This is a genomic window from Streptomyces sp. NPDC002588, from assembly GCF_040295925.1.
Lineage (GTDB): Bacteria > Actinomycetota > Actinomycetes > Streptomycetales > Streptomycetaceae > Streptomyces.
The window spans coordinates 417,614-432,846 of the sequence record NZ_JBEOWF010000001.1 but is presented as its reverse complement, the minus strand read 5'-3'; the positions used below and the strand labels follow the sequence as shown (position 1 = coordinate 432,846).

Genomic DNA, 15,233 nt, shown 5'->3' with positions numbered 1-15,233 from the left:
GCGTGGTGCCCGCCCCCGGGAGGGTGCGGGCACCACGCGCACGGGACGGTCGTCGGTTCAGACGGCCGCGGGCTCCTCCTCCTTGGCGAGGCCCACCGTCTCGGTGTCCTCCGCCTTCCCGCGCAGCGCGATCACGCTGAGGAGGCAGCAGGCCAGCGCCGCGACGCCGCAGACCACGTAACCGATCGCGTAACCGTTCCCGAGGGCCTCCAGGGCGATGGGAACCGCGCCTCCCGGCGGGGAGGACGGCGGGACCGAGTTGGAGGCGAGGGGGCCGCCCTCGGCGGCGACCTGCGCCGCCGCGGCCTTGGCCTCGGCGGAGAGGCCGGAGGCGGCGAGGTTGCGGGTGAACTCGTCCGCCGCGCGGCTGAGCGCGATCGCGCCGATGACCGCCGGGCCGAGGGTGAAGCCGAAGTCGCGCAGCAGGCTCGTCGACGCGCTGGCCATACCGGCGTAGTGGACCGGCACCGTGTTGACGGCGGTGGCGGTGATGGAGGAGACCGTCAGTGCGAAGCCCACACCGACCAGCCCGATGGGGAGGATCAGCGAGGTCAGGGCACGGTCCTCCACCGGCAGCGCCGCCGCCAGGAAGTCACCGGACGCCATCAGCGCCAGGCCGAGGCCGAGCACCCAGCGGGCGCTGACCCGCTCCAGCAGCCGGGAGATCACCGGCATCAGCAGCAGTGTCCAGCAGTTGAGCAGGATGAACGCGAACGAGCCGCGCAGCGGGCTCTGGTGCTGGATCGGCCCGAGCCGGATGCTGGTCGCGTAGGCGGTGCCGAGGTAGCTGAACATGCCGACCACCGCGACGAAGGACGCCACCGCGAACGACCGGTTGCGGAACAGGTCGAGGCGCAGCAGAGGGGACGCGGCGCGGCGCTCCGCCACGACGAACAGGCCGATGAACACCGCCGCGACGACGTAGGCGACGACCACCGGGGTAGCCGTCCAGCCGTCCGTCGGACCCTGGATCACCGCGTACAGCAGGGCGAACATGCCGACACCGATGGTGATCTGCCCGGCCAGGTCGAGTGAACGGCCTTCGGGAGCGCTGGAGTTCTGGGCCATCAACTGGCTGAGCAGCGTGCTGATCACGGCCAGGCCGGTGACGACGATGAAGGCCCAGCGCCAGGACCCGTAGTTGCCGGTGATACCGCCGAGGACCGGGGCGATGAAACCGCCGCTGGACAGCGCGGCGGCCCAGATGGTGATGGTGCGGGCCCGGTCCCGGGCCGAGTGGGTGCCCGCGGCGATCATCGCGAGCGAGGTCGGGAACAGCGCGGCCGCGCCCAGACCGGCGATGGCCTGGCCCACCCAGAGCGTGTGGATGCCGGTGCTGGCGGCGGCCAGCGCCTCGCCCACGATGAGCAGCCCGCCGCCGCCGACCAGCAGCCGCTTGCGTCCGAAGAGGTCGCCGAGGACGCCGAAGGTGAGCTCCAGGACGGAGACGGGCAGCAGGAACGCGTCCGAGATCCAGGTCAGCTGCGATCCGACGGGGTGCAGGTCCTCCTGGAAGAGACCGTTCAGGGTGGCCGGCATGGCGAGGGCGATCTGCGCCAGGCAGACCGCGAAACAGCCGGCGACGAGGGTGCCGACTGGCAGACCGCCGGACCGTTGCGAGCCGGTGGTGGAGTCGGGCTGGGTGCGCGTTTCGGTGGACACGAGTGCTCCCCTTTGAGCGGCTTCCGTGCGGAAGGGTCCTGATGGCGAGACATGCCATGGAGGGGGATGGCGGCGCCTTTGGGGATGGGGCGCCGAGAACGCGATGAATGTAGGGCAGATTTTCGTCGACGGTCAATAGATTGCCCTGTAATGATGGACGGACCTCTCCGTCGGCGGTGTCACAGACGGTGAAGTGGCTGCCGACCTGGCCGTTCGTGCAGGTCAGGCGCTGGATCCGGCCACCGGGATCACATCCAGCGCGCTCGCGGCCTCGCGGCGGGCCGGCTCCTCGAAGCGGCGCGCCAACGCGTGGAAGCGTTCCTCGGCGTCGGCCGCCGGCCAGTCCTCGGGCAGGTGTTCGGCCGGCAGATGGGGGTCCTGGCGGACCTGCTCCAGCCAGTCGGTGTGCAGCAGCAGCTGGCGTACGAGCGCGTTCGCCGGGTCCGTCTCCTCTTCGTCCGCGCTCCAGCGGGCCAGGAACGTCTCGTAGCCCTTGGCGATCGACTCGACGGCGAACGCCGTACGCAGCACGGTGCGGGCGTCGGTCGGGCCGGCCGCCGCGGCGCCCTGGAAGACCCGCAGGTGGGCGTCGAGGCCGAGCCCCGCCACCACCTCGGGCACGTCCACCGCGCCGGCGGCCACCCACAGGCCGCTCTGCAGCGGACCGAAGCCGTTCCACACGAGCCGCGAGCGCAGATCGTGCCGCTCCCTTCGCCACGCCTCCGGCAGCGAGAAGCCGACGAGGGTCCAGGTGCCGTCCCAGTCGCGGTTGACCGCCCCGGTGTGCCAGATGCGGTCATGGCCGTCCCGCAGGACGCGAGTGGCCCGCTCGGTGGGCCCGAAGTACGTCTTGCGGCCGCGACGATGCCGTTCGAGCAGGCCCCGTTTCACCATGCGGGTGAGGGTGGAGCGTACGGCGTCCTCGGTGATCCCGGCCTGCCCGAGCACCTCGATCAGGCTCCCGCCCGAGAGGGCGACGTCCCGGCCTAGGGTGTGGACACCGAAGAAGGTCAGCATCAGCGACTGCGGTCGCGGCGCGCTGCCTGCCTGATCGAAGCTGGTCACGGGCCCAGAGTAGGGCCGAGTGGCTACAGCCAGTCGTCCAGTGCGTCGATCAGGCGGTCGAGCGGCGGCTGGTCGGTGGAGCGGTCCGTCACGACCGTACGGCCGGCGAACCGCAGCGTGTACTGGAACAGGTCCGCCGCTCCCCGGTTCACCGAGTACGCGGGTACGCCGTCCAGCGCCGGATCTCCGAGCAGCGTGCGCAGCCTCGTGAACTGGGCCGTCGTCGTGCGGTGCACCTCGGACCGGCCCCGGTCGGTGGTCCGCACGGTTCCGTCACCCCGCAGCACCACCTGCTGGTCGACGCCCGCGAAGCCACCGGTGATGTGCATGGCGGCCAACTGCTGCTCCGGGCCGGTCGCGGGCACGGGAGACGGGCTCGCGGACGCCGCCGCGGAGGGGGGAGTGGCCGGGGAGGCGCTCACGGCAGGGGTGGCCTCAGCCGAAGCCGAGGCCGAGGCCGAAGTGGGTGCCGAGGCCGTGGTGGGTGCCGAAGCCGAGGTGCCGGTGGCCGTTGCTGTCGCCGTCGCGGTGTCCCCGCCCCCGACGGAACAGCCCACCAGAGCCAGCACCCCCGCCACGCACACCTTCGCCGCCGCCGCGGCGGCATTCCTGGCGAGCACCATGTCCCCCCATGTACAGATGGCTGAAGAGCGGTCACATCAGGGTGTCATGTCGGGAGCCGCGGCTCACCTCGGACCGGGGGCTCTCGCCGGGAGTTCACACTTCGCGCGGAGCGAAGAGTTCCAGATGGCCGCACGCGCGGCAGCGGTGGGCGCCGATCCGGGGACGGGGAATGCCCCCGTCGATTCCCTGAACGTGCACGGACCTGCCCGGCTCACCCGATGTCGACCACCCGCGCCCAGGCCGGCGGAGTGTCCGGAGTGTAGTCGGGATCCTGTTCGCGCAACGCGGGCACGCCCTGCCGGGGGAAGAGCCCCACGACCGTACGGCACGCGGGACGGGCGGCGGGCCAGGGGGTCTGACCGTCGGTCAGGACCACGATCACGTCGGGCCGGGGCCGTGTCCGCAGGGCCTTGGCGAAGCCGGTCCGCAGGTCCGTGCCGCCGCCGCCCAGCAGCGGAATGCCCTCGCCCCGGCACAGTGGGTGCACGATCCGGGCCGCCGCGTCGCAGGGCAGCACGGTGACCAGGTCACGGCGGCCGCCCACGGCCCGCGAGATCGCGGCGACCTCGAGGAGCGCACTGCCGAGCTCGGCGTCGCTGACCGAGGCGGACGTGTCGATGACGACGGACACCCGCGGCGGCCGGCGCCGCAGACTCGGCAGCACGACCCCGGGCACACCGGTGGAGCGGCGCGACGGCCGGCCGTACGAGTAGTCCTCGCCCGCACCCGCGCCGGAGGCGGCCGAGCGGACCGCCGCCCCCAGCAACTCCCGCCAGGGCTGCGGCGGATGCAGCGCCTCCTCGGCCCACCGCCGCCAGCGCTCGGGCGTGTGGCCCGGCCGGCCCTTGATGCCCTGCGCCACCCGGAAGCGGACCGCGTCCCGCTCCTGCTCACTCAGACCGTGCGCGCCGTCCGGCCCCAGATCCCAGGCGCGGTCCAGACCGTCGGCACCGCTGCCGCAGTCCAGCCAGGCCAGTTCCTGCGTCTGCAGCGACAGGCTGAAGCCGCCCAGGTACTCCTCCATCAGCCTGCCCTCGGGCAGGCCCAGGGACTGCGGGCCGACGGCGCCCGCGGGCCGCACCAGCCCGTCGCCGTACGCGTCGTCGTTGATCTCGCAGTCCGCCGCGATGTTCATCCGCAGCCGTTCCCCGGGTCCGGTCAGACCGCGCTCGCGGGCCACCCGGTCACCGCGCCCGTGATGGTCACGCAGCAGGTGCGACACCTCGTGCACCCACACCGCCGCCAGCTCCTCCACGGGCATCCGGTCCACGAACGACGGCGAGACGTAGGCCCGCCAGTACCGGTCGACCGCCATCGTGGGCACCTGCCGCGACTCCACGACATGCAGCGCGAACAGCGCAGTCGCGAGGTAGGGCCGGGCCCGCGCGGCGTGCAGCCGGGCGGCGAAGAGCTTCTCGAGGCCCAGTGGCGCCGGTACGGCTGTCGCCCCGGCGCTCATCGGCCGGCCTTCACGGTGTTCGCCGCCCGCTTCGCCGCGTCGTCCGCGCGCCGGGACAGGGAGACCACCCCGGCGAGCCGCTCGATCGACTCCGGTACCTCCCAGTCGGCGCGGCGCAGCGAGGCGAGGGTGGTCGCGGGGACCACCACCAGATCCGGCGCCCCCGTCTCCACCGCACGCACCAGCAGCGCCCATGCCGCGTCCCAGCGGGACTTCTCGGGGCGGGCCCGGACCGCCGCGACCACCCCGTCCAGCACGGCCTGGCGCAGATCCCCGCGGTCGGGCAGCTCGGCGCCCGCGGGGTCGGCGAGCAGTGTCTCCGGGTCGGGGAGGTCCAACCGGTCCAGACTCGCCAGGAGTTCCAGCCCCGGACCGTCCCCGACCGTGCCCCTGACCAGCAGGGAGAGCACGTCTCTCGAGGAACCGGCCGCCGTCGCGAACGCGGTCAGCCGCAGGGTCATCTCCCAGCTCCGGGGCGACGGCCAGGCGCCGCCCCGCCGGGTCTCGCTGCCGGGCAGCTGGTGGACGAGCTTGGGTCGCGCGGTGAGGAACGTGCACACGGCCCGCCGGGCGTACTCCACGGCCTGCGGCAGCTTCCGTGCGTCCAGCCGGGGCAGGGTGGCCCGCGGCCACGTCCCGCCGAGCCCTCGTACGACGACCTCGTGATCGTGGGCCCAGTGGAGGTGGACGAACCGGTTGGCGAGCGGCGGGCTCAGTTCCCAGCCGTCGGCCGCGGAGGACCGGGGGTTGGCGGCGGCCACGATCCGCACCGCCGGCGGCAGCTTCAGAGTGCCGATCCGCCGCTCCAGCACCAGGCGCAGCAGCGCGGCCTGTACGGCGGGAGGAGCGGTGGACAGCTCGTCGAGGAACAGCAGCCCCCGCCCCGCCCGAACCAGACGTACCGCCCAGTCCGGCGGGGCCATCGGGACGCCCTGCTCGGCGGGGTCGTCCCCGACCACGGGCAGCCCCGAGAAGTCGGACGGCTCGTGCACGCTGGCGATCACCGTGGTCAGCGGCAGGCCGAGGGCCGTGGACAGCTGGGTCAGCGCCGCGGTCTTGCCGATCCCCGGCTCTCCCCACAGCAGCACGGGCAGATCGGCCGCCACGGCCAGGGTCAGGGCCTCCAGCTGGACGTCGGGGCGTGGTTCGGTGTCCGCCTCGCGAAGCAGCGCCAACAGGTCTTCGGCGACGTCGAGTCGGGAGGCGGGCGGGGTGAGCGGAGTGCAAGTGGGCATGGTTGATCACCTTTTGGTCGGGGTGAGCCGAGTGAGTGGATGTGAGGGAAGGCGGGAGGAACGATCGTCAGCGTGGCGAGGTGTGGCGGGGGTGCGAGCGGAGAAGGCCGGGACGGCGGTCCTTCGGGCGGACCCGGGTGGGTCCGGGGCCGACCAGCCCCGCCCGGAACAGCCCGTAGGTGATCCGCCGCCGCGCGGCCGCGTCCAGCGCGTCCCGCAGGGCGCCGTCGCGCAGCACCGCCTCGGGACCCAACAGGCCCTCGACGACCGCCAGCGCGCCGGTGATGTCACCGTGGTTCAGGCGTTCACGGACGCCGTCGAGGCATTCGGGACGGCGGTGCGCCCGGTCGATCTCCTGCAGACAAGGCAGCGGCGTGCCGCTCAGTGCGGTCAGCAGCTCCTCCCGCCGGATCTCGTCCGGGTCGTGGTCCAGCGCGGCCAGGACACCGTCGACCAGGGCGATCCGGTGCCGGGCGCCGCGGCACTCGACCAGGCGCGGCTGTCCCGCCGGGTCCGCACCGCGCGCCGGGGCGGCCGGAGGCGGGCCCGGTACCAGCGCGGCGGCGACCAGCGGGTGCAGCCGGTCCGCCTCGAGTGCGCCGGTGCGCAGCAGTTCCAGGTCGGGCAGCACCCAGGTCGCCGCTTCGGGCAGCACCGGCAGCCCGGACACACCGCCGCCCGTGGGCGCCCGCGTGATCCGCATCGCGGGCGGCCCCGCGCCGCCCCCGTCGCCGTCCAGCTCCAGGGCCAGCCGCCGCCGGCCCCCGAGCCGCACCAGGACGGTGCCGGTGGGCCGGGGGCGCCCGGCGGCGTCGAGCACGAGCGCCGCCTCGGCCGCCCATCTGCCCACGGCGCAGCCGGGCTCCGGCGGCACCACCACGGACGCCTCGGGATGCGGTGCTCCCGCCGCCCCCGAACGGACCCGCAGCTCATCCGCCCGGCCCGCGTCCCAGAGATGACGGTGCAGGTCGAGCCGGAACCGCCGGTCGGGACGGGGATGCGGATGATGCCGGGACTCGCCGTCGGAGCGGGACCACACGGCGAGGCTGAGCCGCTGACCCGCGTCCGCCCAGGCCGGCGCGGTACGGACCACGAGATGTACCGGGTGCCGCGCCCCGTCGTACCGGGCCAGGGCAAGGGTCAGCCCCGGTCGCAGCAGCCCGTCGGGAGCGATCCTCGGCATGTGCCAGCGCAGCAGGTCGGGCGCGAGCAGCCGAAGGTCGGCCCGGACTCGCGCCGCCAGCTCCCGGCCATGGGCGCGGGCCACCGCACGCGGAGTGAAATCGAGGTCGAAGCCCGCGGCGGCACACGCCCCCGCCCAGTCCCCGGCAAGCCGACGGGCGGTCGCGGTCTCGATCATGGAGGGCGGTACGGCGAACTCGCGCACGCGCCGCCAGAAGGAAAGCCGGGAGTCCCCGTTCGCGGTGTGAATGAGCATCAGCACTCACCTTGCGCGGACGGGACCCCCAATCTGCTTGCAGACTGAGTGATCATCACGCCGATCGTAGCGAGCCCGATCCGGGGCCGCCACGGATTTTCGAGCGGGTGCCCGCCGTTCGGCGGACCCGGTCGTCGCGACCCCGGCCCGCACATGGTCCATCACGATGTGAGATCCATTGTCGGGAATGGGTCGAATGTTAGGGTGATCGTATGTCCACGGAACGTGTGCAGGAGGGCCTTCCGGTGGACCGGCTGGACCGGCTCGTCGCCGCCCCCGAAGCGATGGGCGACCGCGAGGAGCCCCGGTCATGACCGTGCTCTACGAGATCAACACCGTCGTCTGGCTGGGCGAGTTGAGCCGCCGGTTCGGGCGCCCCGTGACCCTGGGCGAGGTGCCCGCCGAGGTCTGGGACGAGGTCGCCCGGCCGGGTGTCGATACGGTCTGGCTGATGGGCGTCTGGCAGCGCAGCCCGGCGGGCCTGCGGATCGCGCTGGGCGACGAGAACCTGCTGCGGTCGTTCCGGGAGGCACTGCCCGACGTCACGGAGGCGGACATCTCAGGATCTCCCTACTGCGTACGGGACTACGTGGTCGACGACTCGCTGGGCGGACCCGAGGGACTGGCCGTCGCCCGCGTCCAACTGGCCTCCCGGGGGCTGCGGTTGGTCGTGGACTTCGTCCCGAACCACATCGCCCCCGACCATCCCTGGCTCACCGCCCACCCCGGCCACCTGATCCAGGGCACGCCCGACGACCTGGACCGCGCACCGGACGCGTACCTCCGCACCGGCGACCGGATCTACGCCCGCGGCCGCGACCCGTATTTCCCGCCCTGGCCGGACGTGGTCCAACTGAACGCCTTCAGCCCGGCGTTGCGCGAGGCGACCGTCGACACCCTGGTCGCCGTCGGCGACCAGGCGGACGGCGTGCGCTGCGACATGGCGATGCTGCCGATGAACGACGTCTTCGCCAGTACCTGGGGCGACAGGGCCGGACCGGCGCCCGCCGAGGACTTCTGGACCTACGTCGTCCCGCGCGTCCGCGCCCGCCACCCCGACCTCCTGTTCGTCGCGGAGGCCTACTGGGACCTCGAACAGGCCCTCCAGCAGCAGGGCTTCGACCACTGCTACGACAAGCGGCTGTACGACCGCCTGCTCCACGAGGACGCCGCGGCGATCCGCGCCCACCTGGCCGCCGACCCCGCCCACCAGCGGGGACTGGTCCGTTTCCTGGAGAACCACGACGAACCGCGTGCCGCCGCCACCCTGCCGGGGGCACGCGGGCGGGCGGCGGCCGTGGCCGTCGCGACCCTGCCGGGCGCGACCCTCTGGCACGAGGGCCAGTTCGAGGGGCGCCGGGTACGCCCGCCCGTGTTCCTCACGCGCAGACCGGTGGAGCCCGTCGACGAGCCCCTGCGCGCGTTCTACGACCGTCTGCTGCCGGCCGCGGCACGTGTCCGCCGGGGCGAGTGGCGGCAGCTCACCCCGACGGGCCGGCCCGGCAACGACACCCACGGCAATCTGCTGGCCTGGACCTGGACGGCCCCGGACGCCCGACACCTGATCGTCGTCAACGACTCCGACCGGTCGTCCCAGGCGAGGATCCCCCTGCCCTGGGACGACCTGCGCGGGCACCGCTGCCGCCTGGCCGAACTCCTCACCTCGCAGTCGTACGACCGCGACGGCGACGAACTGACCGACCCCGGACTCCACGTGGCCCTGGAACCCTGGCAGGTCCACGTCCTGGAACTCACCCCATCGACTTGGCCCCGTCGAGGGCCTCGCGGATGATGTCGGCGTGACCGGCGTGCTGGGCGGTCTCGGCGACGATGTGCAGCAGCGCCCGGCGGGCCGACCACCGCGCGCCCGGCTCGAACCACGGCGCCGACGGCAGCGGGTGGTCCGCGTCCAGGCTGGGCAGGGTGGCGACCAGTTCGTCCGTCCGGCGGGCCGCCTCGGCGTACGCCTCCAGCACACCGGCCAGGGTCTCGCCGGGCAGCATCCGGAAGTCGTCGGCCCGCCGGGCGAAGTCCTCCTCGGTCATGGAGTCGAAGTCGCCCAGCGCCGACGGGCCCTCGACGATGAAGGACGCCCAGGCCCGCTCCGTGGACGTGACGTGCTTGATCAGGCCGCCGAGACACAGCTCGCTCACCGTCGTGCGCCGCCCGACCTGCTCGTCGGTGAGCTCGCGGGTGGTGAACCGCAGGAAGTGACGGGCGCCAGCCAGCTCCGCCAGCAGGTCGGCGCGCTCGCCGGTGACGGTCTGGGCGAGGGGGGTGGAGTCGCTCATGGTGGGTCTCTTCTTCCGTGAGTTCTGCGCGTTCTGTTCCGCGGTCGAGAACCACGTTAGAAGCCATAGAGGTCAGATCCTGGCCTAAAGGGCCGGGGACACCGCCTTTCCGACGGCACCCCACGCCGCCGAGCACAGCGCCCGCTCGACCTCGCCGGTGTAGACGGCCGAGGCCAGCCAGGCGCGGGCGAAGCGGGCGGTGTCGGCGGGGAGCAGCCGGCCGAAGGCGTCGCGGGTCCGGTCCGCGGCGGAGGCGTGGAGGTCGTCCAGGAGATCGGCCGCCGTGACGAGTCCGACCCTGCGCAGACGCGCGCCGTCCCCCGCCCCGCCGCCCGGGAAGCCGAGCACCCGGCGGCCCCCGGACACGGCCTGGTGCACCCGGCGGCGCAGCAGGTGGAGCGGAGCCTCGTCCACCGCGGCGACGGCGGCGGGCGGGGCGGTCGCCGCGGGCAGGTCCGCGTGCTGGAGGCGGTCCAGACCCAGATCCACCCGGGCGTCGGGGTCGGCGGGGTGCTCGGCGGCGAGCAGCAGGGCACGCGGCAGCGGTCCCGGCACGAGCCGGGCGACGACCCGCAGCCGGCTGCCCCGGGCGGCGGCGAGCAGCCGGAGGTTGTCGCGGTGGGGGAGGGCCGGGTCGTCGTGGGCCGGTGCGAGCCGGAGGGCGAGGCCGTCACAGTCCGCCAGCAGACGGTCCCCGGCCGCCTCGCGGACCGTGCCCATGAGGGTGACGTCGAGGAAGAGCAGGCCGTGGCCGCCGTCCAGGGCGCGGGCCACCTGCTCGGCGACGGGGGGCGCCCACAGCCGGTCCAGTGGCTCGGCGCGCCACGCGACGCCGGACGCGCGGACCGCCCGCACCCCCGCCCCCGCGCCGAGCCGTCCGGTCGGGGAGACGGTGGCACCGGACACGGCGAGCCCCGCACGCGACAGCTCGCGGTGGGTCAGTGCCGTGTCCCCGAGGCGTACGGTCCGGTCGGCGGCGCCCGCCGCGCGGCCGGCGCCGCCCGGGGCCACGTCGGAGACCGTGTAGAGGCGGCCGTCGGCGTCGGCGGTCCAGGTGACCGCGCCCGCGTATCCCGTCGCTGTCAGGACCGGCTCGGAGAACAGTCCGTACAGCCGCAGCGAGCCGTCCGGCGTGTACGGCTGCCGTACCGTGCCGCGCAGACCGGCCAGCTCGGCGCCGGAGGCGTGCGGGACGCGGTGGGCGACACCCAGGGCCGTGCGGAGGGCGTCGGCGAGGTCCGGGAGACGATAGGCGGGGTCGGCGGAGCGGGCCGCGCGCACCCCGGTGACGACGGAGACCGCCGCGGCGGCGGCCCGGGGGAGCGCGGCGAGCCGGGCGGTGTGCGCGGCCCGCAGCAACTCCGCCTGGAGCACGGCACCGGATCCGTCGGTACCGGCCTCGAGCACGGCGGCCGCAGCGTCGAACAGGGCACGGGCGGCGGCGAGCTGACCGGGGGAGGGGGACTCGGCCGCCGGCTCCGGCTCCGGCTGCGGTTCCTTCCCGGGCCGCGTTTCCGGTGCGGCTGTCGGGATGTCCTCGGGGGTGACCTCCGGGGTGTCCTCGGGGGTGTTCTCCGCCACCGGCGCCGCCGAGGCCGCGGCCGCGCGGTGCAGGCAGTCCGGGGCGAGAAGGCAACCGCAGCGGATCGCCGCCGCACTGGTCACCGCGCCACCGGGGGCGTGCAGTTCGAGGTCGGTGTCGTCGTCCACGGCGATGCGCACGGTGTCGCCGTCGCGGACGGTGGGACGCGCCGCCAGCTTGGCGACCCCCGCGTCCAGCCGCTTGCGCAGCCGGGGCGACAGCGCCTCGACGAGTTCCGCGGTCACGGAGGGAGCGACCGGTGGCAGGCCGTGGCTCGCACTCATGCTCGTACTCATGCGATCTTCTCCCCTACCCAGCGGGCGAGTTCGAGCGGACTGAGGGCGGCCACGGGCATGCCCGCGGCGACGAGCTGACCCGCGACCCCCGTGGAGTAGCGCGGCCGGCCGGTGTCGTCGAGGCTCGCGCATCCCAGGACATGGCATCCCGAGCCGACCAGCGCTCGGACCTCGGCGAGCAGCCCGCCGAGCGGATAGCCCTCCTCGAAGTCGCTGACGACCACCACGAGGGTGCGCGACGGCACGGTGACGAGCTCGCGCGCGTGCCGCAGCCCCGCCGCGATGTGCGTGCCGCCGCCGACGCTCACCTCGAGCAGCAGCGACAGCGGGTCCTCGACATGCCCGCTGAGGTCGATGACCTCGGTGGAGAAGGCCAGGAAGTGCGTGGACAGGGTCGGCACCCCGGCCAGCACCGAGGCCGTCAGCGCGGCCCACACCGTGGACGCCTCCATGGACCCCGACACGTCCGTCACCAGGATCAGCCGCCAGTCCGCCGCCCGCCGGGCCCGCGTACGGAACACCGGCCGCTCCGGGATGACCCGGACCGTGCCGTCCGGGCCGCGTCGCGCGGTCGCCAGGTTGGCCCGCAGGGTACGGGGCAGGTCCAGGCCGCCGCCCGGCCGCCGGCTGGGGCGGGGCAGGACCGTGCCGTGCAGGGCCGGCCGCAGCCTCGTCGCCAGCTCCCGGGTCAGCGCCTCCACCAGCCGGCGGACCAGCGGACGCAGCGCGGCCAGCCGGGCCTCGGGCAGTCCGCCCGCGTGCCGCAGCACGGTCCGCAGCAGATCGACCGACGGGCGCACACGATCCGCGTCCAGCTCCGCGAGCACGTCCTTGCGACCCGCCGCCGCGGCCGCCGCGAGCACTTCCTCCCGGATGCCCGGCCCGAACAGCACGGCCAGCTCCTCCGACCACTCCCGCACCCCGGGGTACGGAGCCTCCCGGCCGCCGCCGGCCCCCGCACCGGTGAGATCGCCCCGGCTGCCCTCCCCGCGCCCACTGCCGTACAACTCGTCCAGCGCGGTCGCGAGCGGGGCCGCGGACGGCGGCAGCCGATCGGTACGGCGGCCCAGTACGAGCCGCCAGCGATCAGCCGGACCGAGCAGCCTGCCCTCGGCCGGAGCCACGCCGGTCGTGGCGGCCGTGATGGCGGTGGCGGTGACGCCGGTGGCGTCGGCAGAGTCCGGGTCCGTGGCCTCCGGGCCTGCGGTCTCGGCCGGTGCGGGCAGCAGGCCGAGGGACCGCAGGGCGGTGCGCGCGGTGAGATCCGCCTCGGTCCAGGTGGCCAGCGCGGCCGGGTCGACGCCGCCCGTGTCCGCCACCCGTGTCACGTCGAGGCGCTCCTCCACGGCCGACAGCAGTCGGTCGCGGGCGGCGGGGCTCAGCGTGTCGAAGCCGCCCCGCAGCGCGGGGAGCCGGTCAAGGAACTCCCGGTCGGGCAGCTCCGCCACCCGGTCCAGCAGCGGTTCCAGGGCGGGCGCCGCCGCCTCGAGCAACGGGCCCGCGGCCGTCAGCAGCCCGCTCAGCCGGGCCGCCAGCGCGGACCTCGCGTCGGCGTCCACGGCGCCGTCGACCCACGAGGCGACCCGGTCGCCGAACACCCGGGCATCCTCCTGTCCGAGCAGCACCCGTACCGCCCCGGCGGCCCCGCGCATCAGCGGCGAACCGTCGGCGGCCAGCCGCGCCAGCGCGTCGGTGAGCCGGATGCCGCCCAACAGGTCGGCACGATGGGCGAGTTCGAGCAGGGCATGCGCGTCCGCGGGGTCCTCCGACCCGGTCAGACCGTCCACCTGCCGCACCGCCGCCGCGGTGAGCAGCCCGGCCACCGCGGCCGCCCGCGCCGTACGCTCCCCGTCGGCGCCGAGACCGGCGACATGACCGGACCGTACCCGGTCCAACAGGGCCAGCCCGGCGAGGAGTTCGGGCAGCGTCCCGGCCTGGGGCAGCACCTCCGCCACATCGTCCAGCCGCTCGTCCGCGAGCGCGGGCAGCCCGCACTCCGCCGCCCGCGTGAGCCCTTCCAGCACCTGGGCGCCCGTCGGCCCGCCCTCGTCGCGCTCCGCGCGCCGCCGCTCCCGCAGCACGCCCTCGGCGGCCTGGGCGGCGGTCACCCCGCGCACCCCGGCCGCGGTCAGCATGGCCGCCGTGGCCGGGGTCCAGCGCACCTCCCAACGGGAGGTCAGCGCCTCGGCACCGCCCGCGCCCACGACCTCCCTGGCCTCCCCGTACGGCACCCCGCACACCGCCAGCCGGCGCAGCAGCAGCTCCCGGCGCCGGTCCAGGTCGGACCGCAGCGGGTCGAGCCGCAGGTCCTTCGCCGCGCCGGTGCCGCCACCGGAACCGCCCTCCGGCCCGGGCAGGCCCAGCGCCGTCACCTCCGCCTCCACGGCCGGGACGAGTCCGCTGCGCGGCGCGCCCGGCGCGGGCCGCCCGGTACGCGTGCCGACCAGCACCCGCTCCATGGCCCGCGCCACGGCCCGGCCCCGCCCGTACGGTTCCCCCTGCGCGAGCACCGTCTGCACCGCCTCGACCAGCTCACCCCGGCCGGCCGCGGGCAGTCCCCGCAGCCGGGCCAGGTCGGAGGCCAGCCGGCTGATCTCCCGCGCGTCGGCGGGCCCGGAAGGATGCCCGAGCCCCCGCAACTGTGCGCACACCCGCACCGCGGCCCGGGTCAGCGCCTCCTCCAGCGCCGCCGGATCGCCCGCCGCCCGCATCACCATGTCCTGCCACTCCGGGTCCCGGATCCCGGCCGGATAGCCGGAGCGCTCGTCGAGCAGGGCGTAGGTGTAGGGGATCAACGAGGTCGTCCAAGCGGAGCCGCCCTCGTCGGCGGCCCCGGTGTCCTCCCCTTCGCCCGGTCCGGTCAGCGCCGGGGCGTGGAACGCGCCCACGACCGCCGCCGCCCGCCGGCCCCCCGCGGTCGCCTCGGCGAGCCGCGCCCGCATCCACCGCTCCCGCCGCAGGTCCAGCGCGGGCACCCCGCCGGACGCCGCCGCCTCCTCCCGCAGCACCCAGCCCGTCAGCAGGGCCGCCCGCCGCAGGGCCTCGGGCGGGGAACCCGGGGCGGTGGCCTCGACGAGCCGGTCCCACAGGTCCTCCCCGGCACGACCCGTCAGCCGGGACCGCAGCGCGGTGGTGAGCCCGAGGGACTCGTGCTGCGCCACACTCCCGCGCCCCTCGCCCCACGCCCGGTGCGCGAGCGGCAGATCGCAGGCGACCACCGGCACGCCGTGCCGGGCCGCCCAGCGCACCGCGGCCAGTTCCGGCGAGAAGTCGGCGAACGGATAGAACGCCGGCCCTCCGTGGCCCGGCCCCTCGCCGCCCCGCCCGTCACCGGGTGCGGCGGCGAGTGCGACCGGGGCCCTCGTCTCCTCGTGGCCGAGCCACGGCAGCCACTCCTGCATCTCGGCCGGCAACTCGACGAGCAGCACGTCGGGCTTCGCCGCCGCCAGCAGCGCGGGCACCGCCGCGGCCAGCGAGGGCGCGTGGTGCCGTACCCCGACCAGATACGGTGCGGCCGGGTCGGTAAGGGCGGCGAGGGCCTGTTCCGGAGCGGACACGGCGGTGGATACGGGAAGTGCCAC

Annotated in this window: 10 protein-coding genes; 1 reads left to right on the top strand and 9 read right to left on the bottom strand. The window is 75.1% G+C overall.

The features are described from left to right. Nucleotides 1–57: 57 nt before the first annotated feature. From ABT057_RS02005 to ABT057_RS01980, 6 genes are all read right to left on the bottom strand, one after another. Complete coding sequence (locus ABT057_RS02005; protein WP_352340442.1) at nt 58–1,662, bottom strand: MFS transporter; 1,605 nt, start codon at nt 1,660–1,662, stop codon at nt 58–60. Between the two features lie 222 nt (nt 1,663–1,884). Next, complete coding sequence (locus ABT057_RS02000) at nt 1,885–2,727, bottom strand: PaaX family transcriptional regulator (RefSeq protein ID WP_352340441.1); 843 nt, start codon at nt 2,725–2,727, stop codon at nt 1,885–1,887. 23 nt (nt 2,728–2,750) lie between these two features. After that, entirely contained in the window at nt 2,751–3,350 is a 600-nt protein-coding gene (locus ABT057_RS01995; protein WP_352340440.1) for a hypothetical protein, read from the bottom strand. 212 nt (nt 3,351–3,562) lie between these two features. Further along, nucleotides 3,563–4,810 carry a vWA domain-containing protein gene (locus ABT057_RS01990; RefSeq protein WP_352340439.1) on the bottom strand — a complete coding sequence of 416 codons (1,248 nt, stop codon included), beginning with the start codon at nt 4,808–4,810 and terminating at the stop codon, nt 3,563–3,565. Beyond that, nucleotides 4,807–6,045, bottom strand: coding sequence for an AAA family ATPase (locus ABT057_RS01985; protein WP_352340438.1), 1,239 nt, complete (start codon nt 6,043–6,045; stop codon nt 4,807–4,809). Before ABT057_RS01985 ends, ABT057_RS01990 begins: the two co-directional genes overlap by 4 nt. Before the next feature lie 67 nt (nt 6,046–6,112). Next, complete coding sequence (locus ABT057_RS01980; protein ID WP_352340437.1) at nt 6,113–7,483, bottom strand: hypothetical protein; 1,371 nt, start codon at nt 7,481–7,483, stop codon at nt 6,113–6,115. A 310-nt stretch (nt 7,484–7,793) separates the two neighbouring features. Between ABT057_RS01980 and ABT057_RS01975 the strand changes: the two genes are divergently transcribed. After that, on the top strand, nt 7,794–9,275 hold the full coding sequence (locus ABT057_RS01975) for an alpha-amylase family protein (RefSeq protein ID WP_352340436.1): 1,482 nt from the start codon (nt 7,794–7,796) through the stop codon (nt 9,273–9,275). On the opposite strand, the gene ABT057_RS01970 is transcribed toward ABT057_RS01975, so the two are convergent. The 3 genes from ABT057_RS01970 to ABT057_RS01960 form a co-directional block, all read right to left on the bottom strand. After that, complete coding sequence (locus tag ABT057_RS01970; protein WP_352340435.1) at nt 9,235–9,774, bottom strand: DinB family protein; 540 nt, start codon at nt 9,772–9,774, stop codon at nt 9,235–9,237. The genes ABT057_RS01975 and ABT057_RS01970 overlap by 41 nt on opposite strands. An 84-nt stretch (nt 9,775–9,858) precedes the next feature. Beyond that, the gene (locus tag ABT057_RS01965; RefSeq protein WP_352340434.1) at nt 9,859–11,652 is read right to left on the bottom strand and encodes a hypothetical protein; all 1,794 of its coding nucleotides are present in this window, start codon (nt 11,650–11,652) and stop codon (nt 9,859–9,861) included. Beyond that, complete coding sequence (locus ABT057_RS01960) at nt 11,649–15,233, bottom strand: vWA domain-containing protein (RefSeq protein WP_352340433.1); 3,585 nt, start codon at nt 15,231–15,233, stop codon at nt 11,649–11,651. The genes ABT057_RS01965 and ABT057_RS01960 overlap by 4 nt, the downstream gene beginning before the upstream one ends.

Bases quoted from the DNA above. Each gene is read 5' to 3' on its own strand.
- ABT057_RS01965 (WP_352340434.1), bottom strand. From the start codon at position 11,652: ATGAGTACGAGCATGAGTGCGAGCCACGGCCTGCCACCGGTCGCTCCC.
- ABT057_RS01970 (WP_352340435.1), bottom strand. From the start codon at position 9,774: ATGAGCGACTCCACCCCCCTCGCCCAGACCGTCACCGGCGAGCGCGCC.
- ABT057_RS01975 (WP_352340436.1), top strand. From the start codon at position 7,794: ATGACCGTGCTCTACGAGATCAACACCGTCGTCTGGCTGGGCGAGTTG.
- ABT057_RS01990 (WP_352340439.1), bottom strand. From the start codon at position 4,810: ATGAGCGCCGGGGCGACAGCCGTACCGGCGCCACTGGGCCTCGAGAAG.
- ABT057_RS01995 (WP_352340440.1), bottom strand. From the start codon at position 3,350: ATGGTGCTCGCCAGGAATGCCGCCGCGGCGGCGGCGAAGGTGTGCGTG.
- ABT057_RS01980 (WP_352340437.1), bottom strand. From the start codon at position 7,483: ATGCTCATTCACACCGCGAACGGGGACTCCCGGCTTTCCTTCTGGCGG.
- ABT057_RS01985 (WP_352340438.1), bottom strand. From the start codon at position 6,045: ATGCCCACTTGCACTCCGCTCACCCCGCCCGCCTCCCGACTCGACGTC.